This is a genomic window from Tropicimonas sp. S265A (genome assembly GCF_049800835.1).
Taxonomy (GTDB): Bacteria; Pseudomonadota; Alphaproteobacteria; order Rhodobacterales; family Rhodobacteraceae; genus Dinoroseobacter.
The window spans coordinates 145,769-168,915 of the sequence record NZ_JBNAFU010000002.1; the positions used below are offsets into that span (position 1 = coordinate 145,769).

Annotated in this window: 23 protein-coding genes; 10 read left to right on the plus strand and 13 right to left on the minus strand. The window is 60.9% G+C overall.

Annotated features, from left to right (window positions below):
• Positions 1–58: 58 nt before the first annotated feature.
• The gene (clpA, locus tag ACP15N_RS08295; RefSeq protein WP_425091770.1) at positions 59–2,386 is read right to left on the minus strand and encodes an ATP-dependent Clp protease ATP-binding subunit ClpA; all 2,328 of its coding nucleotides are present in this window, start codon (positions 2,384–2,386) and stop codon (positions 59–61) included.
• Between the two features lie 504 nt (positions 2,387–2,890).
• On the opposite strand from clpA, the gene ACP15N_RS08300 reads away from it, so the two are divergent.
• From ACP15N_RS08300 to ACP15N_RS08325, 6 genes are all read left to right on the plus strand, one after another.
• Entirely contained in the window at positions 2,891–3,673 is a 783-nt protein-coding gene (locus ACP15N_RS08300) for a class I SAM-dependent methyltransferase (RefSeq protein ID WP_425091771.1), read from the plus strand.
• Between the two features lie 236 nt (positions 3,674–3,909).
• Positions 3,910–4,476 carry a F0F1 ATP synthase subunit delta gene (locus ACP15N_RS08305; RefSeq protein ID WP_425091772.1) on the plus strand — a complete coding sequence of 189 codons (567 nt, stop codon included), beginning with the start codon at positions 3,910–3,912 and terminating at the stop codon, positions 4,474–4,476.
• Complete coding sequence (gene atpA / locus ACP15N_RS08310; protein WP_425091773.1) at positions 4,476–6,014, plus strand: F0F1 ATP synthase subunit alpha; 1,539 nt, start codon at positions 4,476–4,478, stop codon at positions 6,012–6,014. The genes ACP15N_RS08305 and atpA overlap by 1 nt, the downstream gene beginning before the upstream one ends.
• Positions 6,015–6,026: 12 nt before the next feature.
• Positions 6,027–6,899: a F0F1 ATP synthase subunit gamma gene (locus tag ACP15N_RS08315; RefSeq protein ID WP_425091774.1), complete on the plus strand. Its 873-nt coding sequence runs from the start codon at positions 6,027–6,029 to the stop codon at positions 6,897–6,899.
• A 17-nt stretch (positions 6,900–6,916) separates the two neighbouring features.
• The gene (gene atpD / locus ACP15N_RS08320) at positions 6,917–8,341 is read left to right on the plus strand and encodes a F0F1 ATP synthase subunit beta (protein WP_425091775.1); all 1,425 of its coding nucleotides are present in this window, start codon (positions 6,917–6,919) and stop codon (positions 8,339–8,341) included.
• A 9-nt stretch (positions 8,342–8,350) separates the two neighbouring features.
• Complete coding sequence (locus tag ACP15N_RS08325) at positions 8,351–8,746, plus strand: F0F1 ATP synthase subunit epsilon (RefSeq protein WP_425091776.1); 396 nt, start codon at positions 8,351–8,353, stop codon at positions 8,744–8,746.
• A 183-nt stretch (positions 8,747–8,929) separates the two neighbouring features.
• Here the strand turns inward: ACP15N_RS08325 and ACP15N_RS08330 are convergent, their stop codons facing one another.
• From ACP15N_RS08330 to ACP15N_RS08350, 5 genes are all read right to left on the minus strand, one after another.
• Positions 8,930–9,169: a hypothetical protein gene (locus ACP15N_RS08330; RefSeq protein WP_425091777.1), complete on the minus strand. Its 240-nt coding sequence runs from the start codon at positions 9,167–9,169 to the stop codon at positions 8,930–8,932.
• A 51-nt stretch (positions 9,170–9,220) separates the two neighbouring features.
• Positions 9,221–9,496: a hypothetical protein gene (locus ACP15N_RS08335; protein WP_425091778.1), complete on the minus strand. Its 276-nt coding sequence runs from the start codon at positions 9,494–9,496 to the stop codon at positions 9,221–9,223.
• Positions 9,497–9,921: 425 nt separating this feature from the next.
• Positions 9,922–10,329 carry a universal stress protein gene (locus ACP15N_RS08340; RefSeq protein ID WP_425091779.1) on the minus strand — a complete coding sequence of 136 codons (408 nt, stop codon included), beginning with the start codon at positions 10,327–10,329 and terminating at the stop codon, positions 9,922–9,924.
• 196 nt (positions 10,330–10,525) lie between these two features.
• Positions 10,526–11,386 (minus strand): tyrosine-protein phosphatase, encoded by an 861-nt coding sequence (locus ACP15N_RS08345; protein WP_425091780.1) that lies wholly within the window; start codon positions 11,384–11,386, stop codon positions 10,526–10,528.
• Between the two features lie 79 nt (positions 11,387–11,465).
• Complete coding sequence (locus tag ACP15N_RS08350) at positions 11,466–12,488, minus strand: ribose-phosphate pyrophosphokinase (RefSeq protein ID WP_425091781.1); 1,023 nt, start codon at positions 12,486–12,488, stop codon at positions 11,466–11,468.
• A 150-nt stretch (positions 12,489–12,638) separates the two neighbouring features.
• Here ACP15N_RS08350 and ACP15N_RS08355 point away from each other — a divergent pair, with 150 nt between their 5' ends.
• Positions 12,639–13,238: a 2-hydroxychromene-2-carboxylate isomerase gene (locus ACP15N_RS08355; RefSeq protein WP_425091782.1), complete on the plus strand. Its 600-nt coding sequence runs from the start codon at positions 12,639–12,641 to the stop codon at positions 13,236–13,238.
• A complete protein-coding gene (locus tag ACP15N_RS08360; RefSeq protein ID WP_425091783.1) occupies positions 13,238–14,104 on the plus strand; it encodes an alpha/beta fold hydrolase in 867 nt (288 codons plus the stop codon). Before ACP15N_RS08355 ends, ACP15N_RS08360 begins: the two co-directional genes overlap by 1 nt.
• On the opposite strand, the gene ACP15N_RS08365 is transcribed toward ACP15N_RS08360, so the two are convergent.
• The 6 genes from ACP15N_RS08365 to ACP15N_RS08390 all read right to left on the minus strand — a co-directional run bounded on the left by ACP15N_RS08365 (position 14,077) and on the right by ACP15N_RS08390 (position 19,220).
• Positions 14,077–14,484 carry a YcgN family cysteine cluster protein gene (locus ACP15N_RS08365; protein WP_425092111.1) on the minus strand — a complete coding sequence of 136 codons (408 nt, stop codon included), beginning with the start codon at positions 14,482–14,484 and terminating at the stop codon, positions 14,077–14,079. The genes ACP15N_RS08360 and ACP15N_RS08365 overlap by 28 nt on opposite strands.
• A 77-nt stretch (positions 14,485–14,561) precedes the next feature.
• Positions 14,562–15,506, minus strand: coding sequence for a bifunctional riboflavin kinase/FAD synthetase (locus ACP15N_RS08370; protein ID WP_425092112.1), 945 nt, complete (start codon positions 15,504–15,506; stop codon positions 14,562–14,564).
• A gap of 51 nt (positions 15,507–15,557) precedes the next feature.
• Positions 15,558–16,001 (minus strand): MaoC family dehydratase, encoded by a 444-nt coding sequence (locus ACP15N_RS08375; protein WP_425091784.1) that lies wholly within the window; start codon positions 15,999–16,001, stop codon positions 15,558–15,560.
• A 130-nt stretch (positions 16,002–16,131) separates the two neighbouring features.
• Positions 16,132–17,004 carry a TIGR01459 family HAD-type hydrolase gene (locus ACP15N_RS08380; protein ID WP_425091785.1) on the minus strand — a complete coding sequence of 291 codons (873 nt, stop codon included), beginning with the start codon at positions 17,002–17,004 and terminating at the stop codon, positions 16,132–16,134.
• Between the two features lie 108 nt (positions 17,005–17,112).
• Positions 17,113–18,180, minus strand: a complete 1,068-nt coding sequence (locus ACP15N_RS08385; protein ID WP_425091786.1) for an acyltransferase family protein — start codon at positions 18,178–18,180, stop codon at positions 17,113–17,115.
• 119 nt (positions 18,181–18,299) lie between these two features.
• Complete coding sequence (locus ACP15N_RS08390) at positions 18,300–19,220, minus strand: manganese-dependent inorganic pyrophosphatase (RefSeq protein WP_425091787.1); 921 nt, start codon at positions 19,218–19,220, stop codon at positions 18,300–18,302.
• A 139-nt stretch (positions 19,221–19,359) separates the two neighbouring features.
• Here ACP15N_RS08390 and ACP15N_RS08395 point away from each other — a divergent pair, with 139 nt between their 5' ends.
• Positions 19,360–20,043: a DUF2161 domain-containing phosphodiesterase gene (locus ACP15N_RS08395; RefSeq protein ID WP_425091788.1), complete on the plus strand. Its 684-nt coding sequence runs from the start codon at positions 19,360–19,362 to the stop codon at positions 20,041–20,043.
• Between the two features lie 116 nt (positions 20,044–20,159).
• Here the strand turns inward: ACP15N_RS08395 and ACP15N_RS08400 are convergent, their stop codons facing one another.
• Positions 20,160–22,067 (minus strand): pentapeptide repeat-containing protein, encoded by a 1,908-nt coding sequence (locus ACP15N_RS08400; protein ID WP_425091789.1) that lies wholly within the window; start codon positions 22,065–22,067, stop codon positions 20,160–20,162.
• Between the two features lie 732 nt (positions 22,068–22,799).
• On the opposite strand from ACP15N_RS08400, the gene ACP15N_RS08405 reads away from it, so the two are divergent.
• Positions 22,800–23,111 (plus strand): co-chaperone GroES, encoded by a 312-nt coding sequence (locus ACP15N_RS08405; protein WP_425091790.1) that lies wholly within the window; start codon positions 22,800–22,802, stop codon positions 23,109–23,111.
• Positions 23,112–23,147 lie beyond the last annotated feature (36 nt).

Genomic DNA, 23,147 nt, shown 5'->3' on the forward strand with positions numbered 1-23,147 from the left:
GCGCAAAAGAAAACGCCCGCCGGTGGGGCGGGCGTCTGATACTCGTTTTTGGGGCCGATCAGTCGGCTGTCAGAAGCGGTGGCTTCTTGGTACTGATGCGCGGCGCGCCCATGCTTTCGATCTGCAGGTCGATGTCGCCGTCCTTGACCGCTACCCGGACCACGCCGCCCTTTGCGAGCTTGCCGAACAGCAGTTCCTCGGCCAGTGGCTTCTTGATCCGCTCCTGAATGACGCGCCCAAGTGGGCGGGCGCCCATCTTGTCGTCGTACCCCAGATCGCCCAGCAATTCGGCCGCTTCGGGGGTCAGTTCGATGGTCACGTTGCGATCCAGAAGCTGAGCTTCGAGTTGCAGTACGAACTTCTCGACCACCTGGTTGATGACCTCTTTGGGCAGCGGCGCGAAACTGATCACCGCGTCCAGACGGTTGCGGAACTCCGGCGTGAACGTCCGCTCGATCGCGGCGGTGTCCTCGCCTTCGCGGCGGTCGCGCCCGAAGCCGATTGCGGCTTTGGCCTGTTCGGCAGCCCCGGCGTTGGATGTCATGATCAGGATCACGTTGCGGAAATCCACCGTACGCCCGTTGTGGTCGGTCAGCGTGCCGTGGTCCATCACCTGCAGCAGGATGTTGTAGACATCCGGGTGCGCTTTTTCCATCTCGTCGAGAAGCAACACGCAATGCGGGTGCTGGTCCACGCCATCGGTCAGAAGACCGCCCTGGTCAAAGCCGACATAGCCCGGAGGTGCGCCAATCAGACGGCTTACTGCGTGCTTTTCCATGTACTCGGACATGTCGAAGCGCAGCAGCTCCACACCCAGTGTGCTGGCAAGCTGCTTGGCCACTTCGGTTTTACCGACACCGGTCGGGCCCGCGAACAGGTAGTTGCCGATGGGTTTCTCGGGCTCCCGCAGGCCAGCACGTGCCAGCTTGATCGCAGACGACAAGGCGTCGATGGCCGGGTCCTGGCCGAAGACGACGCGTTTGAGCGACTTCTCCAGATCCTTGAGCACCTCTGCATCGTCCTTGGAGACGTTCTTGGGCGGGATGCGGGCGATCTTGGCAACCACGGCCTCGATCTCCTTTGCGCCGATGGTTTTGCGGCGCTTGGATTCCGCAACCAGATGCTGGGCGGCGCCGGCCTCGTCGATCACGTCGATGGCCTTGTCCGGCAGTTTTCGGTCGTTGATGTAGCGCGCCGACAATTCCACCGCAGTCTTGATCGCGTCGGAGGTGTACTTGATGGCATGGTGATCCTCGAAATACGGCTTGAGCCCTTTGAGGATCTTGACGGCGTCTTCGACGGTCGGTTCGCTCACGTCTATTTTCTGGAACCGGCGGCTCAGCGCGCGGTCCTTCTCGAAGTGCTGGCGGAACTCCTTGTAGGTCGTGGAGCCCATGCAGCGCAGCTTACCGCCCTGAAGCGCGGGCTTCAGAAGGTTGGACGCATCCATCGCGCCGCCCGAAGTCGCACCGGCACCGATGACCGTGTGAATCTCGTCGATAAACAGAACCGCATCCGGGTGATCTTCGAGTTCGGTCACGACGGCCTTGAGGCGTTCCTCAAAATCACCGCGATACCGCGTGCCTGCCAGAAGTGCGCCCATGTCCAGGCTGTAGATCGTGGCACCGGACAGAACCTCGGGCGTCTCACCATCGACAATCTTGCGCGCAAGACCCTCGGCAATTGCCGTTTTGCCCACGCCCGGATCACCCACCAGAAGCGGGTTGTTCTTGCGACGGCGGCAGAGCACTTGGATACAGCGTTCCACCTCGCCGTCGCGCCCGATCAGCGGGTCGACGTCGCCCTTGCGCGACTTCGCGTTCAGATCGACGCAGTATTTTGCCAGTGCGGACTCTTTCTCGTCGCCGCCCGCGTCCGTCCCAGCGCTCTGCTCTTCTTCCGCGTCGCTTGCGCCGGTGACGGGCCGCGTTTCGCCAAACGATGGGTTCTTTGCGACGCCGTGCGCGATGAAGTTCACGGCGTCATACCGGGTCATGTCCTGTTCCTGCAGGAAGTAGGCTGCGTTGGACTCGCGCTCGGCGAAAATCGCGACAAGCACATTTGCCCCGGTCACTTCCTGCCGTCCAGAAGACTGCACATGGATCGCAGCGCGCTGGATCACGCGCTGGAAGGCCGCTGTGGGCACGGCTTCGGAGCCTTCGACATCGGTGACGAGGGTCGACAGGTCATCCTCGATAAAGGCCTCAAGTGTCTGGCGCAGGGCGTCCAGATCGACATTGCAGGCTTTCATCACCTTCGCGGCATCCGGCTCGTCGAGAAGAGCCAGCAGCAGATGCTCAAGAGTTGCAAGCTCATGCCGACGGGCATTTGCCTGGGCGAGCGCGGTGTGAATTGCCTGTTCCAGAGTGTTTGAAAACGAAGGCACCCGGGAGCTCCTTATTTTTGGGGTCGGCGAGGGCGGGGCGCCCACAACAACCATTTCCCTTGTTCAATAGAGTTCGGTGTTATTTGCGTCGCTTCAAGAGTTTTTTGGTTAAATCCGACGAAGATCGCCCTGCGACCTGTGCCTGCCTAGCCGTGCAGCATGGTGCAATTTCCCGGCATTTGACGCAAAGCGCGGCAGCGTTCCATCAAGGTGTCGATACGCGGCTCCCGGGTTTTCGTGAGTGTTTACAGGTGCCTGGCGCAGGCATTGCTTAAATCTCATGGCCGCTATGCTACGTGTTGCCGTTTAGTCTTAGTGCTTAAAAAATGTGCACAAAAGGTCTGATCACCGCCGCGTGTTGAAAGTTCGCACCCGTTGCACAATGTGTCATGGGGCGGACGGCGAAACGCTCCGACCGGCAACAAAAATGCGCCATCGGGGCGGGTTGGTTTCACGTCGGGCCTCCGCTAGGACTATCGTAGCCGCGTCATGGGAGGCCCACGGATGCACCTCGATGTGCTGGATCTGAGGCAATTCTACTACCGAACGCGCCTGGGGCGCGCTGCGCAGGATGCTGTCCGGCAGGCGCTGTTGCAGTTATGGCCGGACGCTGCCTCCGAAACGGTTCTCGGTTTTGGCTTCGCTGTGCCACTGATGCGGCCTTACCTGGCCGAGGCACGCCGCGTTGTCAGTCTTATGCCCGGGCCGCAGGGGGTGATGCACTGGCCTGCGGGCATGCCTAATGTGTCCGTCTTGTGCAGTGAGATGGATTGGCCGGTGGAAACCGGATCGGTCGACAAACTGGTTGTCCTGCACGGGCTGGAAACCTCGGAAAACCCCACGGCCGTTCTGGAGGAAGCGCACCGGGTGTTGCGTCCGGGCGGGCGAGGGGTGTTCATCGTTCCTAATCGTGCGGGTCTGTGGGCCCGGCGGGACGGTACACCGTTTGGCTATGGCAGGCCCTATTCGCTCAGCCAACTGGAGGCGCAGGTCAAGCGGCAGGGCTTCGTGCCCGAACGTCATGCTTCGGCGCTTTATGCGCCGCCTTCCGAGAAAAGGTTCTGGTTGCGATCGCACGGGATGTGGGAACGATCGGGACAAAAGATGTCTGCCGTCATGTCCGGCGGCGTGTTTCTGTTGGAGGTTTCGAAGCAGGTCTACAAACCGACGCGCGCCGGGACCCCGGAAGTCGTGCGCAGACCGCTGCGTGTCTTGGAAGGTATACAGACGCCAGGCGCCAAGCCCGTCACCGGACGCACTGTGCGTCGCTCCGATTCACCGCTCTAGCGCTAACGGGGCGTAAATAATCGCTCAACACCAAGCTTCAAAGTGTCGCGCTCAGACGGCGTTCCGGACAAGCACCTGTAATCGCGGTATTTTTCTTAGTGATCACAGACTTTAAGGTTGTTGCGGCGGTGGGGGCTGTCTGCTAAATCCGCCGAGAATTTTGGGAATTTGCGAAAGCAGGCTCCTGTGGGTGCCGAAGCCAAAGACCTCCTTTGGCTCGGCTAAACTGCGGAAGGGTGGACGTGTCAGACTCAGTTTCGATCTCCTCCGGTATCGCTGATCGTTATGCTACAGCGATTTTTGAACTGGCCAACGAAGACAAAAAGCTAGCCGAGCTTGAAACCGGCACCGACCTGCTGGAGGCCGCGCTGGCCGACAGTGCCGACTTCCGGGACCTGATCTCGTCCCCTGTCTATTCCCGCGAAGAGCAAGCCGGCGCGATCAAGGCCGTGGCTGCGAAGCTGGGCCTGATGCCAGCGTTCGCAAACGCGCTGGAACTGATGGCGCAAAAACGTCGCCTGTTCGTACTGCCGCAACTGGTGTCGAGCCTGCGCGCCCGCATCGCGGACGCCAAGGGCGAAGTGACAGCGGACGTCGTCTCCGCCAAGCCGCTCAGCGATGCGCAGCTCAAAGAGTTGACCACAGTGCTGGGCGAGAGCGCCAAGAAAACCGTGAAAGTCAAAGCGACCGTCGATGAAAGCCTCATTGGCGGTCTTGTCGTTAAAATGGGCTCGAAAATGATCGACACGTCGATCCGTTCGAAGCTCGATGCACTCCAGAACACTATGAAAGAGGTCGGGTAATGGGTATCCAAGCAGCCGAAATCTCTGCGATCCTCAAGGAGCAGATCAAGAACTTTGGCCAGGAGGCTGAAGTTGCCGAGGTGGGCCGTGTGCTCAGCGTCGGGGACGGCATTGCCCGTGTGCATGGCCTGGACAATGTGCAGGCTGGCGAGATGGTTGAATTCCCCGGTGGCGTCCGGGGCATGGCGCTGAACCTCGAAGTCGACAACGTCGGTGTCGTGATCTTCGGCTCCGACCGCGACATCAAGGAAGGCGACACGGTCAAGCGCACCAACGCGATCGTGGACGTGCCGGTTGGCAACGGTCTGCTGGGCCGCGTTGTCGATGGTCTGGGCAACCCGCTCGACGGCAAGGGCCCGATCGAGGCGACCGAGCGCAGTGTTGCGGACGTGAAGGCGCCGGGCATCATCCCGCGTAAATCCGTTCACGAGCCGATGGCCACAGGCCTGAAATCAGTGGACGCGATGATCCCGATCGGCCGTGGCCAGCGGGAACTGATCATCGGTGACCGTCAGACCGGCAAGACCGCCGTGGCGCTGGACGCGATCCTGAACCAGAAGGCCTACAACGACGCGGCGGGCGACGATGAGAGCAAGAAGCTCTACTGCGTGTACGTGGCTGTTGGTCAGAAGCGCTCCACCGTGGCGCAGCTGGTCAAGAAGCTCGAAGAAACCGGCGCGATCGAATACTCGATCGTCGTGGCCGCAACCGCGTCCGACCCCGCACCGATGCAGTTCCTGGCACCTTATGCCGCGACCTCCATGGCGGAGTTCTTCCGCGACAACGGCCGCCATGCGCTGATCATTTACGATGACCTGTCCAAGCAGGCCGTGTCCTATCGCCAGATGTCGCTGCTGCTGCGCCGTCCGCCCGGCCGCGAAGCGTACCCGGGTGACGTTTTCTACCTGCACTCGCGTCTGCTGGAGCGGTCCGCGAAGCTGGGCGACGATGCCGGCAACGGCTCGCTGACAGCACTCCCGATCATCGAAACGCAAGGCGGCGACGTGTCTGCGTTTATTCCGACCAACGTGATCTCGATCACCGACGGCCAGATCTTCCTTGAAACCGAACTGTTCTACCAGGGCATCCGCCCGGCCGTGAACACCGGTCTGTCCGTGTCGCGCGTGGGCTCTTCTGCCCAGACCAACGCGATGAAGTCTGTCGCCGGCCCGGTGAAGCTGGAACTGGCCCAGTACCGCGAGATGGCTGCATTCGCGCAGTTCGGATCCGACCTTGACGCCGCGACCCAGCAGTTGCTGAACCGTGGTGCCCGTCTGACCGAACTGATGAAACAGCCGCAATACGCGCCACTGACCAACGCCGAGATTGTCTGTGTCATCTTCGCAGGCACCAAGGGCTACCTCGACAAGATCGACGTCAAGGACGTGGGACGCTACGAACAAGGCCTGCTGGCGCATCTGCGCGGCAAGCACAAGGACGTGCTGGACTACATCACCAAGGAAGATCCCAAGATCAAGGGTGAGGCCGAAGACAAGATCCGCGCAGCGCTCGACGAATTCGCCGCGACCTTCGCGTAAGGGGCCCTGAGCATGCCAAATCTCAAGGACCTCAAGAATCGGATCGAGAGTGTCAAAAGCACACGCAAGATCACGAAGGCCATGCAGATGGTGGCCGCCGCGAAATTGCGGCGGGCCCAGGATGCGGCCGAGGCCTCGCGCCCCTATACCGAGCGGTTCAACGCCGTGATGGCGGGGCTTGCGGCGTCGGTAGGCGACAGTGACAGCGGACCGAAACTGCTGGTTGGTACCGGCAGCGACCAAGTTCAGCTGTTAGTGGTGATGACTGCCGAGCGGGGCCTGTGCGGCGGGTTCAACTCGTCGATTGCCAAGCTCGCCCGCGCCCATGCCGAGAAGCTTCTCGCCGAGGGCAAGACGGTCAAGATCCTGACTGTCGGCAAGAAGGGGCGCGAACAGCTCAAGCGCGATCTGAGCGAACACTTCATCGGCCACGTAGACCTCTCGGAGGTCAAGCGCGTGGGCTATGATAACGCCGCAGACATCGCGACGGACGTTCTGAGCCGCTTTGACGCGGAAGAGTTCGACGTGGCGACGATCTTCTTCAACCGCTTCCAGTCGGTGATCAGCCAGATTCCGACGGCACAGCAGATCATCCCGGCCTCTTTCGAAGCGAGTGAGGATGCGGATGCGACGCTGTACGACTACGAGCCGTCCGAAGAGGCCATTCTGGCCGACCTGCTGCCGCGCGGAGTAGCCACGCAAATCTTTGCAGCTCTGTTGGAAAACGGTGCCTCCGAGCAAGGGGCACGGATGTCCGCGATGGACAACGCAACGCGGAACGCGGGCGACATGATCGACAGGCTGACGATCGAGTTCAACCGCTCACGTCAGGCCGTCATCACCAACGAGCTTATCGAAATCATTTCGGGCGCTGAAGCGCTCTAGGGAACCGGAGAAACAACATGGCAAATGCAAAGGGCAAAGTGACCCAGGTCATCGGCGCCGTTGTGGACGTGCAGTTCGAAGATCACCTGCCGGAGATCTTGAATGCGCTGGACACATCGAACAATGGAAAGAAACTGGTTCTCGAAGTGGCCCAGCACCTCGGTGAGAACACGGTGCGCTGCATCGCGATGGACGCCACCGAAGGTTTGGTGCGTGGCGAAGTCGTGACCGACACTGGCGGCCCGATCACCATCCCGGTGGGCAACGCAACGCTTGGCCGGATCCTGAACGTCATCGGAGAGCCGGTGGACGAAAAGGGACCTGTCACCGCGACGGACAGCCGCGCGATCCACCAGGACGCACCGGAATTCAATGAACAGGCCACCGAGTCCGAGATCCTCGTGACCGGGATCAAGGTGATCGACCTGCTCGCGCCGTATTCGAAGGGTGGTAAAATTGGCCTCTTCGGCGGTGCCGGTGTGGGCAAGACGGTTCTTATCATGGAACTGATCAACAACATCGCAAAGGTGCACTCCGGGTACTCGGTCTTCGCCGGTGTTGGCGAGCGGACGCGTGAAGGCAACGACCTCTATCACGAGATGATCGAATCCAACGTGATCAAGCCCGACAATCTCGAGGAATCTCAGGTGGCGCTGGTCTATGGCCAGATGAACGAGCCTCCCGGGGCGCGTGCCCGTGTGGCGCTGACCGGTCTGACACTGGCCGAGCAGTTCCGCGACCAGTCCGGGACCGATGTTCTGTTCTTTGTCGACAACATCTTCCGCTTCACGCAAGCGGGCTCCGAGGTCTCGGCGCTTCTGGGTCGTATCCCCTCCGCTGTGGGCTACCAGCCGACGCTGGCCACCGACATGGGTGCGATGCAGGAACGGATCACCTCGACCAAGTCCGGCTCGATCACATCGATCCAGGCCGTGTACGTGCCTGCGGACGACTTGACCGACCCTGCACCGGCCACGACTTTTGCGCACCTCGACGCCACGACCGTTCTGTCGCGTGCGATCTCCGAGCTGGGCATCTATCCGGCCGTGGACCCGCTCGACAGCTCCAGCCGTATCCTTGATCCGGGCATCGTGGGCGAAGAACACTACCAGGTGGCCCGCGATGTGCAGGGGATCCTGCAGCGCTACAAGTCGCTTCAGGACATCATCGCGATCCTCGGGATGGACGAACTGAGCGAAGAGGACAAGTTGACCGTGGCCCGCGCCCGGAAAATCCAGCGTTTCCTCAGCCAGCCGTTCGACGTGGCGAAGGTCTTCACCGGTTCTGACGGTGTTCAGGTGCCGATCGAAGACACGATCTCGTCCTTCAAGGCGGTTGTTGCGGGTGAATACGATCACCTGCCGGAAGGTGCCTTCTACATGGTTGGTGGCATCGACGAAGTGCTTGCCAAGGCCGAGCGCATGGCCGCAGACGCGGCCTAAGGGGGCATCATGGCAAACACCCTGCAATTCGATCTGGTCAGCCCCGAGCGGAGCCTTGCTTCGCTTGAGGTGACGGAGGTGCAGATCCCCGGCGCGGACGGGGACATGACGGCGATGGCCGATCATGCACCAACGATCACCACGCTGCGCCCGGGTATCCTGCGGGTGAACGGCCCGAGCGGGTCGGAGGCCTACGCGGTGACCGGTGGGTTTGCCGAGATCGGTCCGAAAGGCACCACCGTGCTGGCAGAGCGCGCCTATCCGGCGGCCGCCGAGTCGCGCGAAGCGCTTGAGGCGCACCTCGAAGAGGCGCGCGCGAAGGCGACAGGTGTCGAGGGCGAGCACAAGGACGTCGCCGAGAAACTGGTCGCAGACATCGTCAAGCTGCTGGAAGACATGGTCTGAGGCACTTAGCCTCCGAGATAAAGCAAAGCCCCGGGTTCGCGTCCGGGGCTTTTTCTTTGGTCACCGATCACTGGCAGATCTTGCGATTGCCCAAAACACCAGAGCGCGGCAAAAGGTGCACAATCACACATTCCGCTGCCGCGACCGGTGTGGTGTCGCGCCACCGCTCGCCCAATAGGAACTTCAGCAATTGATGGATTGGACCAAACTCGTTGTGGTTCGCACGGCCCGATCGAATGTCATTTCTGGAAGCGAGATGGCCTTGCCGTTCGCCAGAATTGCCCCCGATCCGGTTACGAGCGTAACCCGGCCCGGTAACTTTGGGCCGGTGCCGAATTCCAGAGACAGGGACGACCCCGACAGCAAGTCCGTATATCGACTGACAGATGTGTTGGCTGGTTTGCGGGCGACGCCGTCCAGCATGACCTTAATTTTCGCAGAGTCGAACGCGACAGACTTCCGGTCACGGATCGACTAGGCTGAGAAAATGACTTTCAGGGTGCCATCTTCGGGCAGCACGCGCACCTCGATCCGTTCCTTCTCTGCGCGCCATCTGGAATACGGGGCCCGAGGGTTATCGAGGCGGTAGGCATAATACGAGTAGGCCACATTCCCGCAGCTTGCGCCCGATCCAGAGAACGCGTTTTCGCCGTGTGCTTCGAAAACGAGTGTAGTGGTTCGCGCCGGCACCGGGACACAGCCACTCGCCACAAGCGCAGCCATCAATGCCATGGCGATCGTCTTTTTCATCCCAAGCCGACCTGAAAGTTAAGGTGCCCGTAGTTTCGGATGTGGATCGAGTCTATCTGCGGCTTTTCGGACCGTTGATGATCTGCATCAAGGGGGTCCGATCGCCAACCCACGCGCTGTAACCCTCCCAACTTGGATAGGGTCAGGTCTGTCCCATGGCTGTGAGAGGCCGCCCGGCGAACTCCTAGCTCGCGTTGGTGTACATGCCCACTTAGATCGAGGTCAGCGTATCTTTGTCTAACAGCGATGGGACGCTGGTACCTTTCCAGACGTTCAGAGTCGCTTGTGCAACGACCGGCGCGGTACAGAGGTTGTCGACGGGGATGTCGAAGCCCCTCCGGATCTGAGCAGCGCACGGATTGGCGACGGATCAGGCGGGTGCATCGATCGCGCGGGTTCAGGCGTTCGCGATCAGGCCGTACAGCCTAACGAAGAACATGAACGGCACACTTTGCGTACCGGACCACCCGGCTTGCCGTCGAGCCTATGAAGAAATCCTGAAGCCCCGGGCGGTGAGAGGCGATCACGATGCAGTCGGCCCCCTGCTGCGTTGCGTATTCGATAATCGCCCGTCCCGCATGGCCGCTGACAACCACAGGCGTGACGCCCTTGACCCCGCCAAGTTCGGCTTTCAGTTCGGCTTTAGCCTCGGGAAGACGGCTGGCGAGGTGCGTTTGCGGTATATGGTTCGCGGCGTATGTGGGTATGTCCTCAATGACGTTGAGGGCCGTGATGCTTGCACCGTCCGCCGCCAGCAGCTTGGCTACATTCAGCGCTTTCCCCGTGTCCGGTGAATGATCAAGCGCGATCGCCACAATTATGTTTTTATACATCTGAAATCCCCTCCCGCGTGGGAGTATTCCAGAGACCGGGGCAGAATTTATTGATGCATCTCAAAAAGCATCACTGACCTTTTGCTGCAACCAAATGCGCAGGGCGAAAAGCAGACCAAAACACCGTCGCGTTTCCGGGAAACTGGCCTTGGTACCTCTGAAAACGTCCATCCCGGCGCTTTGACCGAGGAGTTCGTCACTCCAGCAGGAAAGCGCGAAGTCTTTCGAGATCTGCAGGAGACTGGTTCAGACCTTCTGAAATGTACGCATCAAGACTTCCGAACCTTTGCGCGGCTTTCGTGCGCGACGCATCGATGTATTCAGGCTCAAGAACGTAAAACGCCTCTATTGAGGCGGAATTCCTTGCGCGCTCTTCTGGCGACATCTCGAACGCGGTCGCCAGCGTCTTGAGGTCTTCGATGCGCGGGGCGACTTCGTCGGCGCGGGTCACGTTCGACCGCAAGTAGTCCTCGCGGACAACGTCCCAAGACACACCAAGAGCCGTGAGAACCAGCGCAGCCGCGGTACCCGTTCTGTGAATCCCGTGGGAGCAGTGAAAGACGATCGGGTAATTCGCTTCGTCGGCAAGAACCTCGAACAGGGCTGTGTATTGGTCATCGGCCAGCCCGCTCACCAGCTCTTCGTGAACGAGCGGATTGAATTCCGGGGGGAAGTTGCGAAAGTCTCCGGTCTTCCGGGCCTCGACAAGCATGTTCGCGGCGTCGGGAATACCACCGACATCGCCTGTGATCGGCAGGCTGATTTCGCGCACCCCCTCGGGCAAGCGATCGGGGCCGCGAAACTCGGTTTCGCCATCCGTGAGGAAATTGACGACTGTGCGCACACCAAGTCTTTTGAGGGTTTCAAGGTCGGCGTCCGTTGTCCGGGGCAGTTCGCCAGAGCGATAGACAAGTCCGGTTCTAATAGTGCGCCCGTCCGTCGTCTGATAACCGCCGAGGTCCCTGAAATTGGGTTGGCCTTCCAAGCCCTCAAATCGCTCGGTTTCTGCAACTGTGGCCAATGCGGCGACAGATGCGATGAATAGGGTACCAAGCATAAGTCGTAGGTGCTGCATTCATAACTCCCGGCTCAGGGTTGATCTTGAACGGGCTCATGCGCAGGGGCGCAGTCTTCGGTTAGCTCGCGTTCGCGTACATGCCTTCGTAAATCGGGGTCAGCGTGTCCTTGTCGAACAGGGACGACACACTGGTTCCGTTCCAGATGTTCAGGATGGCTTGAGCAAACACAGGTGCGGTGGGCACGATCCGAATGTTCGGCGCAGCCTTGACGGCGTCCGTGGCGGCGATCGAGTCGGTGATCACCAGGCTCTTCATCTTGGACTTGGTGATCCGCTCCACGGCGGGGCCGGACAGCACACCGTGGGTGATATAGGAATGCACTTCCGTCGCGCCTTGTTCGATCAACAGGTCGGCGGCTTTGCAAAGCGTTCCGGCCGTATCGCAGATGTCGTCCACGATGATACAGGTTTGCCCTTCGACCTCGCCGATGACGGTCATTTCCTCGATCACACCGGGTTTGGACCGACGCTTGTCGACGATCGCCAACCCGCAGCCGATCCGCTGCGCCAGTTCCCGTGCGCGGGCCACCCCGCCGACATCCGGGCTGACCACGGTGACATTGTCGAGCCGGCCGGTGAAATGGTGCAGCACGTCCAGCGCAAAGATTGGCGCGGCATAGAGGTTGTCCACCGGAATATCGAAGAAGCCCTGAATCTGCGCGGCGTGCAGGTCCATCGTCAGAATCCGTTCCACTCCGGCCTCGACCATCATGTTGGCGACCAGCTTGGCGGTGATCGGGGTGCGCGCCTTGGTCCTGCGGTCCTGCCGGGCATAGCCGAAATACGGGATGATTGCCGTGATGCGGCTGGCCGAGGATCTGCGCAGAGCGTCGGAAATGATCAGCAATTCCATCAGATTGTCATTGGCCGGGTTCGATGTCGACTGGATCACGAACATGTCTTCGCCCCGGACATTCTCGAACACTTCGACGAAAATCTCACCGTCATTGAACCGCTCGACCCGCGCATCGACCAGCCCCACCTGCATGCCACGATGCATCGACATCCGACGGGAAATGGAGTTTGCGAGCGGCAGGTTTGCCGTGCCGGAAATCAACTTGGGTTCTTGCTGAAGAGGCATAACGGGGGGTCCTGTTCGAGTTGAGTGTGCCGCGGGACTCGGCCCATGGGGCGCGGTTGACACCGCTTACCAACTCCATACGGTCTTGCCTAGGAAAAGGCGCATCTCGGGTCGCCTGTTCAAAGACGCTCTGGGAGGGGCGCGACACTCATGGCCAAAATCGATTACTATTTCGCGACCTTGTCGCCGTTCACCTATCTGGCGGGCACCCGGCTGGAGGAGATTGCCGCGAAACACGGGGCAGAGATTTCCTACAAACCGCTCGACATCATGACGCTGTTCTCTCGCACCGGGGGAACCCCGCCCAAAGACCGGCATCCGAACCGGCAGGCGTACCGCGCCCAGGATCTGGTCCGGCAGGCCAAGCGCGCAGGCCTGCCCTTCAACATCAAACCTGCCTTCTGGCCAACCAACCCCGCGCCCAGTTCCTATGCGGTGATCAACGCCGCGCAGGCAGATGGCGGCGATATGGGAAACCTCGTGCATGCCATCACCGGGGCATGCTGGGCTGGCGAGCGGAACATCGCCGAGGACGACGTGATACGCGACTGTCTGTCAAAAGCGGGCTTTGATCCTGACCTCGCAGAGGCCAATATGTTGGGGGCGGCAGAGACCTATGCCCGGAATTTGGAAGAAGCGATTGAAAAAGGTGCCTTCGGTGCGCCGTTCTACATCACCGACACGGATCAAAGGTTCTGGGGACAGGACCGTCTTGGGGACCTCGATGCGTATCTGAGCGGAGATTTGTAATGCCACAGACCGCGCTGGCGGACACGCCAACGCATTGGACCGAAATCGGAGAGGGGCCTTGTGCCGTGCTGGTGCATGCTGCCCTTGGCTCTGCGGGCACGTGGCTACCGCTGATGCGCACGATTACCGGGCACAGGCTTGTGGCCTTTGATCTGCCAGGACACGGTCAATCTGGTCCGTTGGACCCTGCACGCGGTACGCACACCCAGGCCACGGAGGCCTTGGCCGAATTGTGCAAACGTCAGGACAGTGGCCCGGTTGACGTGATCGGGCATGGCTTTGGCGCAACCGTCGCGCTGCGTCTGGCGATCGAGGCGCCCACGCTCGTGCGCAGCCTCGTGCTGATCGAACCGGTCCTGTTTGCAGTGGCACGCCGAACAGCTCCGGACGTCTTCTCGGCCTTTGAACTCGACAGCGCGTCTGAGGTTGCTGCCTTTGCCGCAAAGGATGCGCAGGGCGCTGCCCGGGCATTCTATGCGATTTGGGGGGGCGAAACCTCGTGGGAGGATCTTACGGCGGACGCCCGGCGGTACTTTACCGCGCGCATCCACCTGATCGAGGAAAGCGAGCCTGCGCTCTATGATGATGCGCATGGTTTGCTGGCGGAAACAGACATGGGCGTCGGGGTGGCTCGTGTGCTCTGTCCGGTCTTGCTGGTGTCAGGGACCGAGAGTCCCCCTGTGATCGAAGCCATCATGGAGGGATTGGCGCAAGACCTGCCTGTGGCAGAGCGCATGGTGCTTGCCGGGGCTGGTCACATGGCCCCTCTGTCCCACGCGGAAACACTCGGCCCTGCGATCAGCCGGTTCCTTGCAAGCGTCGGCACATTTGCCCGGCTTCAACCGCCTTCCGGCTCGATGAGATAGTCTTCAAGCTCGTCTTCATCGACCTCGAACTCGGGAACCACCCAGCCTGCGACAGAGACGCCAGCCTCCTGAACAGACGCAGCGCGCCCTGAAATCAAGGGATGCCAGTCATACAGCCGATCGCCTTGGTGGAGCAGCCTGTAGGCACAGGTTTCGGGCATCCAGTACCCGATCTCATCCAGGTTCTTCGGTGTCAGTACCACGCAGTCGGGCACCAGTTGTTTGCGGATCTCGTAGTTCCCGCAACGACAGGACTCGGTGTCCAGCAGGCGGCATGACACGCGTGTGAAGGCGACCTCGGCGGTGTCGGCATCCTCAAGCTTGAGCAGGCAGCAGCGTCCGCAGCCATCGCACAGCGCCTCCCACTCGGCCTGCGTCATTTCGGTCAGTGGGACGGTTTCCCAGAATTTCGGGCGCAGCTTGGTTGGCACCGGTCCGGTGCGTTTTCGCTTGCGGCTCACGATGTCGCGTCCGCCAGGCGGTGTCTGGCCTCTTCACTGTCCTTGTCCATCTGGGCGATCAGCGCTTGCAGACCTTCGAATTTCACTTCCGGACGGATATAGGACACCAGAGCGACCGATATCTGCGTCCCGTACAAATCGCCCGAGAAGTCGAAGAGAAAGGTTTCAAGGTTTGGGCGGTTCTCTCCGAACATCGGGCGGACGCCCATCGAGGCCACACCGCGATAGCGCCCCTGAAACCGGCCTTCGAGCACATCGACCAGAACGGCGTATACGCCAAATCGTGGAGGGTGCAGCCCGTCAATGGACATGTTCGCGGTGGGGTAGCCCAATTCGCGACCGCGCTTTTCACCATGCACCACGGGGCCTTCGATCCGGTGCCAGTGTCCCAGCATCCGTGCGGCGTCTTCCGGGCGTCCTTCGGTCAGAGCGGTACGGATGGAAGTCGACGATACGGTCTGGTCGGTGTCGCGCAGAAGTTCCGCCACCGTGACGCCAAAGCCCATGGCCTGACCGAATTCCTGCAACATCCGTGCAGTGCCGGTACGGCCCTTGCCAAAGCAGAAGTCGCTGCCGACGATCACATGGCGCAACCCGAGTTTGTCGGCGAGGATGGCTTGCGCGAATTCCTCCGCGCTGAGGCTGGCCAAGGCTTGATTGAAACTGAGTTGGTACAGGATATCGACGCCCAGCTTTTCAAGGCGATGCGCTTTCGCCTCCGCAGACATCAGTCGAAACGGTGGTGCATCCGGGGCAAAGAACTCTCTCGGATGGGGCTCGAACGTCAGCACGCCGAGCGGCGCATGCAGACGGCGCGCTGCGGCGCCTGTCTGGTCGATGACGCTGCGATGGCCCAGATGGACCCCATCGAAATTGCCTATCGCGGCGGCAGCCCCCCGGTCGGAAGAGCGCACGAAATCCGCATCCCGGACGATCGTAATCATGGCGCTGAGGTAACGCCCCGTGCGGGGCGTGGCAAGCGGTGGCGGTGCCTAGTCGAACTTGCGGCTCGGGGCCAGCACCATCGCATCCCCCTTCAGAACGATCTGGTCATCCACATAGCACTTGGTTTCAAGCGAGACCCGGCGACGGGAATGGTCGATGTCGGCCACTGTAACCTCGGCCAAAACCATGTCGCCCGGGCGCACGGGGGCCATGAACTTGAGGTTCTGCCCCAGATATACGGTGCCATGGCCCGGCAGTTGTTCTCCGATCACGGCAGAGATCAGACCTGCGGTCAGCATCCCGTGGGCGATACGCCCGTGAAACATCGTCTCCTTGGCGTAGTCGTCATCCAGATGGACCGGATTCCGGTCGGTCGACACTTCGGCAAACAATTCGATGTCACGGTCCGTGACAACCTTGCGCAGGGATCGCGACATCCCGACCTCAAGGTCTTCGATACAGATTGTTCCGCGTGGTGCGTTGTCCAACATGATGTCCTCCGGGGGCAGGTGAGCTTTCCATACGGGAAAAACACCTATGCTGCAACTGCGAAGGTAAGATTGCGACAAAAGTAGGCATGGATTTTGAAACAATGTTACGCAGCGGGTGGTGCTAACGCAGCTACCGCAGCTTTCCGATGGCGTATGTGGGTGTCACCATCTTGTCGCTCAGGAAGCTGTCCAGCTTGGCCGGATCGGGCTGCCGGTCGGTTCCGGTTTCCGCAGCAGCAAGGCCGCCGGTAATGAAGAGCGAGTCGATATCCTCGCCCTGCGCGCCCTGGATATCGGTTGCGATCCCGTCGCCGATGGCCAACAGGCGGTCGGTCGCGGGCACCTTGCCCAGTTCCGCCAGACGCGCCCGCGCCAGGTCGTAAATTGGCGGGTGAGGTTTGCCGAAATAGAGGCTTTCACCGCCCATCTCGGTATAGAGCTGCGCAAGCGCGCCTGCGCACCACTCGCGGCGTTCGCCCCGGTCCACGACGATATCCGGGTTCGCGCACAGGAGTTTCATGCCCTTCTGCTTGGCGTAGAGAAAAGTCGCGCGGTTCTCGGATGGATCCGCCATCGGATCGAAAGGGCCGGTGCAGACGATCCCGTCGGCTTGATCCAGTGGTACTCGGGTAATCTCCACCGGATCGCCCATCAGTTTCAGGGGCTCGAAGAACCGTTCATCATGGTCCTCGCCGATGAAATAAACCTTCTGTCCGACAACGCCGCGAAACATCGCCATGCGCGCACTGTCTCCGGATGTGGCAATCGTGTGCCATGCGTTTTCGGGCACCCCCATCTCGATCAGTTGCTTGGTCACGCCGGCGCGCGGGCGCGGCGAGTTGGTCAGGAGCAGGATCGTCCCCCCGGACGCGCGATACCGTTCCAATGCGGCAACGGCCTCGGGATAGGGTTCCAGCCCGTTGTGCACGCAACCCCACAGATCGACGAGCAACGCGTCATACTGATGCGAAATCTCGTCGAGGCGTTCAATGATGCGGGTCATGTGGGGCTCCTCAAACAGGCGCTGAGTTTTGCAAAGCAGTGCGGTTCTGGTGACCTTGTGGAATGCGTAAGTTTGCAACACAAGAGCAGAGTTTGCCTGCGATCCTGCTCAGGCGAGGCCGAGTTTCCGCGCCACGCCAGCCCGATATGCAGCCAGCAGCAAAACGATGGGGCCTGCGATTCCGATACCGAGACCCAAAATCATGTGGAGCGCGGCCGACTCTATTCCAAAACCCATCAAGACGATGCGCATGGCTGCGGAAAACACGGTGTGGGCGACAAAGATCGCAAGACTGGCTTTGCCAAACGTCAGAAGCGCCTGGCCAAGAAACAGCGGCGCGAGGTACGGCGCCACCGTCTTCGCGCTGATGCAAAGCGACCAGAGGAGAATGATGAGGATGATGGAGGACAGAAACGAAAGATCGGACCAGACCTGCCAACACAACGGGATGGACAGCGACAATGCCAACGCCACACCCGGTATGCCCATGGGGACGCGCAGCATGTTGGATTGGGCGAGCGCGATACCCAGAAAGAAAAACGCAGCGTTCTGAAGCGTGCCGGAGCAATAGGGCGCCCAGCCCGGTGGCAAAGGTACGCCACCGTGGCGCAAAAACACCCCGATTGCGATCAAAACGAGGGCAAGCTTCAAATCTGAAACAGCAAACCGGTTTGCGCAGGCTTTCAGAAGGATCCAGACCACGGACAGGACAATCAATGCCCATAGGAACCACATGTGGAGGACCGGGGGCAGGGGCAGTCGCGCCACTTCCTCCCATGCAACTGGTGTATTTGTCGCCTGGCCTGCGGATGCCTTGAGGATCAGGAACATGTAAGTCCAGATCACCATCGGCACCGCAAGCCGCCATACCCGAGTGGCAATCTGCTGGCCTATTGAACCCGATCCCGGCGCGTAGCCGACGACATATCCCGACAACGCAAAGAAAAACGGCATGTGAAAGCTGTAGATCGCGCTGTCGATCCACGCCCATGGTCCGTCCGACCCCAATATCCCAGCCGACATGAGGCCGCGATTGGTATGGCCGACGACGACAAGAAAAATCGCCAGACCCTTTGCCATGTCCAGCCAGTCGAGCCGTTGACGGGGGGCGTCAGAAAACGAAATATCCGGGGTCGTCAAAACAGCCATCATCACAAAACCAAGCACGCTCGGCATTGCTTGGCTCTTCTGAGGGTGTCAACGTTTCGCTGACGAAGTAGACGCGCGGCCCGCCAAACCATGTCCGAAGGGCCACAAAATTATGCAATTCTCCGGCGAATGCGGAGTTCCCGGGCTCAAACTGCCAGGTTCGGGATGATCTGCTTTTTGCGGCTCACGATGCCGGGCAGAACGACGCTGTCTCCGGTTGCATCGGCCCCAAAGCTCTTCCGGGCAACGCCCTTCACCAGATCGTTCGGCACGAGCAGCGTGGCCTCCTCGTTCAGGATATCCACCACGAAAAGCAGAACCTGATCCACCCCATCTTCTGAGGCAACCGCTGGCATCGTTTCGATCAGCGATGCTTTGCGGTTGAGAACGGTGGCAGGCGATGTCGTCTCCAGTACAGAAACGCGGAATTTCGTGCCGTCCACCTCGTAGGCCTTGCTGTCCATGCGGATCAGTTCTGCGTCGGAGAATGCGGAAACATCGGATTTTGCGGCAAACATCTCTGTCGCGTAATCAGTCACGTTCACGCCCAGGTCCGCGGCGAGTGCGGCGACCACTTCGCGGTCGCGGTCTGTCGTTGTGGGCGAGCGAAATTCCAGCGTGTCGGAGATGATGCAGGACAGCGCCGCACCCTTGATCGCCTCGGGCATCTTGGCGGCATCGTCGCCCATCAGGTCGTACATGATTGTCGCGGTACAGGCGACAGGACGGATCGTGATGTCGATCGGGCCTTTGGTTTCCAGCCCGCCGACGAGCTTGTGATGGTCGATGATCTGTTGAATGTCCGCGCCGTTGATGCCGTCAGGCAACTCTGCGGGGTTGTTCGTGTCGACGATGATCACGGCCTCATCTTCGGACACATCGTCGATGATGGCGGGTTGGGTGAACCCCCACCGTTCCAACATGAACGCGGCTTCGGTGTTCGGTGTGCCGAGCAGAACCGCTTCGGCAGGGGTGCCTTTGACCTCTGACAGATACCAAGCCCAGATCAACGGGGATCCAGTGGAATCGGTGTCGGGGGATTTGTGGCCGAAAACTTTGATCGTCATATCACTCATGTCCATTCGGGGAGGCATTCGCGCGCGTTATAGGGGGCGTGCCGGGCCCTGTCACCGGGGCGCATGGGCGGCATTTGGACGCCGCGCGGGCAGGGGTGGTGTTCAGATCGCATCCCGTTAGGGTCGATGTATGACAAAGCCACGCGAGACGGACCTCTACCGCCCGATCAAGGCCTTGCTGGAGAGGCAGGGGTACGAGGTGAAAGGCGAAGTGGGCGCAGTCGACGTGATGGGCCTGCGCGACGGCGACGATCCCGTGATCGTGGAACTGAAGGTCGGGTTTTCCCTAGCACTTTACCATCAGGCGCTGGCGCGGTTGGCGGTCACGGATGCTGTCTACATTGCTGTGCCTCGCCCCAAGGGACGCATGGCCAAGCGCATCCTGAACGACAACACGGCCATGTGCCGACGTCTTGGGCTGGGTCTGATCACGGTGCGCCCGGACGGGTTTGCGGAGGTGCTGTGCGACCCGGGGTCCTATCGCCCACGCAGGTCGCCGATGCGCAAAGCGCGGTTGCTGCGAGAGTTTCAGCGTTTGCAGGGGGATCCCAACGATGGCGGCGCGACCCGCCACGGGATTGTCACCGGCTACCGCCAGGATGCACTGCGCTGTGCGGCGTATCTGGTTGAGTTCGGCCCGAGCCGCGGCCGCGATGTGGCCGCGGGCACGGGCGTACAGGTCGCTACACGCCTGATGGCGGACAACCACTATGGTTGGTTCGAGCGCGTCGAGAAAGGCGTGTACGCGATCACGCATGCGGGGCGTCAGGGGCTTGTCGACTGGGCTTACAGCTGGGATCCGGCGCGGCTCTGACCCGACCCGCCGCGCCCTGTGCTGCGTGGGTTCAAAGCACGCCTGGATTTTTGTCGGGTGAGGGGCGGATCCGGATCAGACCGCGCGCCTGCGCCAAGAGCACCCGCTAAATTGCACTACGGGTCTGTCTGCCTCGCGTAAAAGGCGCGTGACCAGGCAAAACCCGTCTCCGGATCCATGTCGGGAAAGTCACACTCCGCCGGCGGAGGTGTTGGTACGACATCGTCAAAAGCGGAGTCCGCCATGCCAACCCAGAACGGTTGCAGGTTCGTGGCAAGTGTCAGACCACGCCAGTGCGCGTAGAAGGCGGTGTCTGCAAGCACGTCCTCAACCCAGTGGCAGGGGCGCGGCATGCCCTCGGGCAGCGTGACGCTGCCATCGCCGAAAGTGTAGGCCAGCGCATCCGGCCCGTCGAAGATAGCCTGGCTCATATCGGCATTCCGAAAGGCCACCCACTCCAGCTGAGCGTTCGTGAAATCGGTTCTTCCGAACCAGAATGCACCGTCGTGGTCGAGCAAGACACCCGTAAGATACGCGCCAACAAATTGCGCGTTTGAAATCGTTGCACGTCCGATCCGCGTCCGGCCAAGCCACGCGCCAGACAGATCGGTCTGCACCAGATCCGCGCCTGTCAGGGTGGCCTCGCGCAGATCGGTGTCCACGAGCGTGGCGCGGTGAAACAAGGCGCCACGAAGGTTGGCCCCGTTGAGGTTGGCAGAGGTCATGTCAGCGACGTTGAGAAGCGCGTGGGAAAGGTTCGCGTCCGTAAGGTCGGCGCTGCGCATCCGTGCCGAGACGAAATCCGCGCCCGGGGCCGCGATCTGGTACATGTTCGCGCCGTTCAGCGTGGCCCGCCTGAAGTCGGCCATCGCGGCATCGGCAGACGCAAGGACGGCGTTGGTCAGGTCTGCGCGTTGGGCCACCACGCCTTCGATCACCGCGCTGTGGAAATCCGCGCGGCGCAGTTTCGCACGATTCATCCAGACACCGGGCAGAAATGCGAAAACGAAATCCGCGTGGTCCATGTGCCGGTCGCTCAGGTCGGGCTTCTCAAATATCGCCAGGGCACGGTCGCGTCGGTCGCGATAGGCGCCAAGGAATGCCGGATCTGCCAGACCAATGGCGCGGCATGCAACCGGGTCCGCCTGATCGGGACACCAGTCGCGGCCAAAGTCAGCGACGGCCTCGACATGGGGCACCCAGTCCCTGGAGAGCTGGGTGATGCGCGCAAAGCGCAAATCCGCAATCGCGGGGCGAAACCACTGCGCCGTCCGTTCAAAGGTACCGGGGTCTTCTGGGTGGCGCGTCACCAGCGCCCCCATCGGGTCCCATTCGGTGCGCGCGAGTGAGACACACGCGACAAGACCCCCGAAGGCTAGCGTGACCATCCCGAGAAGCCGGGCCCGCGACGGTGCCCTGTGCTGCACGCGACGGATCAGTGTGCTGAAACTCATAGCGCTTATTGCAGCAGCGATCGTCGCCAACAGACCCACGATAAGGGTCAACCAAGCTTCATGCGCAGGTTGAGAGACCAGCCAAAGCCACGCTAACAAAACGGGACCGGCCAGAAACAAAAGGGCAAAAGACACCAGCGCCCCGAGCAGCCCGAGGGGCGAGGCCTGGATCGGCGCCTGCGCCTCCGTATTGATCCGCGCGCGCAGGTGAAGCGCGAAGCCCGTCACGAGCCAGGGTGGCAGCGCCGAGGACAGGGGGCGCCCATCGCTCAGGACGGCAGGGGCATCCGCCACGGCGGACCAGAACTCCTCCAGCACGACATGCAGATAGCCGTTTATGGCGGCGACCAGAAATGCGCTCGCCATGATGAAGATGGTGACAGGTACCGTCACGCCAACGAGGGGCAGTTGGATTCCGGACCCGCTGTCGAAGAAATCGGTGTGGCGTACATTCAGGAGCGTGACAGCGACGAACAGCAAAATGCCGAGGTAAGTAAACCAGGTCGCCCTGGACGATGTCGTAAGCGTTGCGATCCGTGCGACCAGTGCGTCGGGGGTCACGTTTGCCATAGCCCAAGTCTCCGTTCAGGAGTGCTGCCCAACCGTGCGCGTTCCTCTCCAACCGGTCAAGCCAGCCGGATGCCGTCGGCTTGCGAAGGGCCGTGATAACGCGATCGGTGGCTGGCATGTGTTCAAGGTGCAAGGCATGCCCAGACCCGCACGTTGCGATTGTCTGTCACCGCCAATTCTTCGAAGTCCGAAGGCGTGCGCCTCTCGGTCCGCGACGGGTGCTAGGGAACGGAGGTCATCGCAAACGCCTCGTCCAAAACGTCGTTTTCTCGCGACGCCGGATGCCAATCCGAAAGTTCGCGGCACGTGTGTTGCCGTGAATGTCAAAGACAGGCAAGCCGCGTGAAAGGCCAGATTTTGGCAGCACTTACCTGCATGACGACCGGGTCCGGCTCTTGGGCGCCATATCGGAACCGTGCCGGTCCGTTCGGAGTCGTGAGAAACACTCAGCCGACGATGCAACCGTGATCCGTGGTGCATCCTTGTTTCATTCGACAGCAGATGTGACCGTGCAGGCGCAATCAACTCACGCTTCGAAGGCCGCAAGTCCGCAAGAGCAAAGAGGCGAAAAACCAGCATCGCGCCCCCCCCAAATTTTCCCCAAATGCCCGTTGACAGCTTGTCGCGGCATCTCTAACTACGCTGCGTTAGCACTCAAATTGCGTGAGTGCTAATGGCCTCTCGGGGACCCGGGGGGCGACGGAGAAACACTGAGCGAAGGAGCCTCAGAAAATGGCATTCAAACCGCTTCATGACCGTGTACTGGTTCGTCGCGTCGAGAGCGAAGAGAAAACCGCCGGCGGCCTGATCATCCCGGACAGCGCCAAGGAAAAGCCCGCTGAGGGCGTTGTCGTGGCGTGTGGCGAAGGCGCCCGCAAGGACAGCGGCGAGCTGATCCCGATGGCGATCTCCGAAGGCGACACGATCCTGTTCGGCAAGTGGTCCGGCACGGAAGTGACCGTTGATGGCGAAGAACTGCTGATCATGAAAGAGAGCGACATCCTCGGGATCATTACCGATGGTGCAGCGGCCAAAGCCGCCTGAACGCCTCAACTGATCATCAACAAAGACTTACAGGAG

Excerpts from the sequence above, each read along its gene's own strand:
- atpA (WP_425091773.1), top strand. The coding sequence starts at position 4,476 with ATGGGTATCCAAGCAGCCGAAATCTCTGCGATCCTCAAGGAGCAGATC.
- ACP15N_RS08395 (WP_425091788.1), top strand. The coding sequence starts at position 19,360 with ATGACAAAGCCACGCGAGACGGACCTCTACCGCCCGATCAAGGCCTTG.
- ACP15N_RS08400 (WP_425091789.1), bottom strand. The coding sequence starts at position 22,067 with ATGGCAAACGTGACCCCCGACGCACTGGTCGCACGGATCGCAACGCTT.
- ACP15N_RS08385 (WP_425091786.1), bottom strand. The coding sequence starts at position 18,180 with ATGCCGAGCGTGCTTGGTTTTGTGATGATGGCTGTTTTGACGACCCCG.
- ACP15N_RS08365 (WP_425092111.1), bottom strand. The coding sequence starts at position 14,484 with ATGACGCAGGCCGAGTGGGAGGCGCTGTGCGATGGCTGCGGACGCTGC.
- ACP15N_RS08360 (WP_425091783.1), top strand. The coding sequence starts at position 13,238 with ATGCCACAGACCGCGCTGGCGGACACGCCAACGCATTGGACCGAAATC.
- ACP15N_RS08390 (WP_425091787.1), bottom strand. The coding sequence starts at position 19,220 with ATGACGATCAAAGTTTTCGGCCACAAATCCCCCGACACCGATTCCACT.
- ACP15N_RS08355 (WP_425091782.1), top strand. The coding sequence starts at position 12,639 with ATGGCCAAAATCGATTACTATTTCGCGACCTTGTCGCCGTTCACCTAT.
- ACP15N_RS08375 (WP_425091784.1), bottom strand. The coding sequence starts at position 16,001 with ATGTTGGACAACGCACCACGCGGAACAATCTGTATCGAAGACCTTGAG.
- ACP15N_RS08380 (WP_425091785.1), bottom strand. The coding sequence starts at position 17,004 with ATGACCCGCATCATTGAACGCCTCGACGAGATTTCGCATCAGTATGAC.
- ACP15N_RS08300 (WP_425091771.1), top strand. The coding sequence starts at position 2,891 with ATGCACCTCGATGTGCTGGATCTGAGGCAATTCTACTACCGAACGCGC.
- ACP15N_RS08405 (WP_425091790.1), top strand. The coding sequence starts at position 22,800 with ATGGCATTCAAACCGCTTCATGACCGTGTACTGGTTCGTCGCGTCGAG.
- ACP15N_RS08325 (WP_425091776.1), top strand. The coding sequence starts at position 8,351 with ATGGCAAACACCCTGCAATTCGATCTGGTCAGCCCCGAGCGGAGCCTT.
- ACP15N_RS08350 (WP_425091781.1), bottom strand. The coding sequence starts at position 12,488 with ATGCCTCTTCAGCAAGAACCCAAGTTGATTTCCGGCACGGCAAACCTG.
- atpD (WP_425091775.1), top strand. The coding sequence starts at position 6,917 with ATGGCAAATGCAAAGGGCAAAGTGACCCAGGTCATCGGCGCCGTTGTG.
- ACP15N_RS08335 (WP_425091778.1), bottom strand. The coding sequence starts at position 9,496 with ATGAAAAAGACGATCGCCATGGCATTGATGGCTGCGCTTGTGGCGAGT.
- ACP15N_RS08330 (WP_425091777.1), bottom strand. The coding sequence starts at position 9,169 with ATGCTGGACGGCGTCGCCCGCAAACCAGCCAACACATCTGTCAGTCGA.
- ACP15N_RS08315 (WP_425091774.1), top strand. The coding sequence starts at position 6,027 with ATGCCAAATCTCAAGGACCTCAAGAATCGGATCGAGAGTGTCAAAAGC.
- ACP15N_RS08345 (WP_425091780.1), bottom strand. The coding sequence starts at position 11,386 with ATGCTTGGTACCCTATTCATCGCATCTGTCGCCGCATTGGCCACAGTT.
- ACP15N_RS08340 (WP_425091779.1), bottom strand. The coding sequence starts at position 10,329 with ATGTATAAAAACATAATTGTGGCGATCGCGCTTGATCATTCACCGGAC.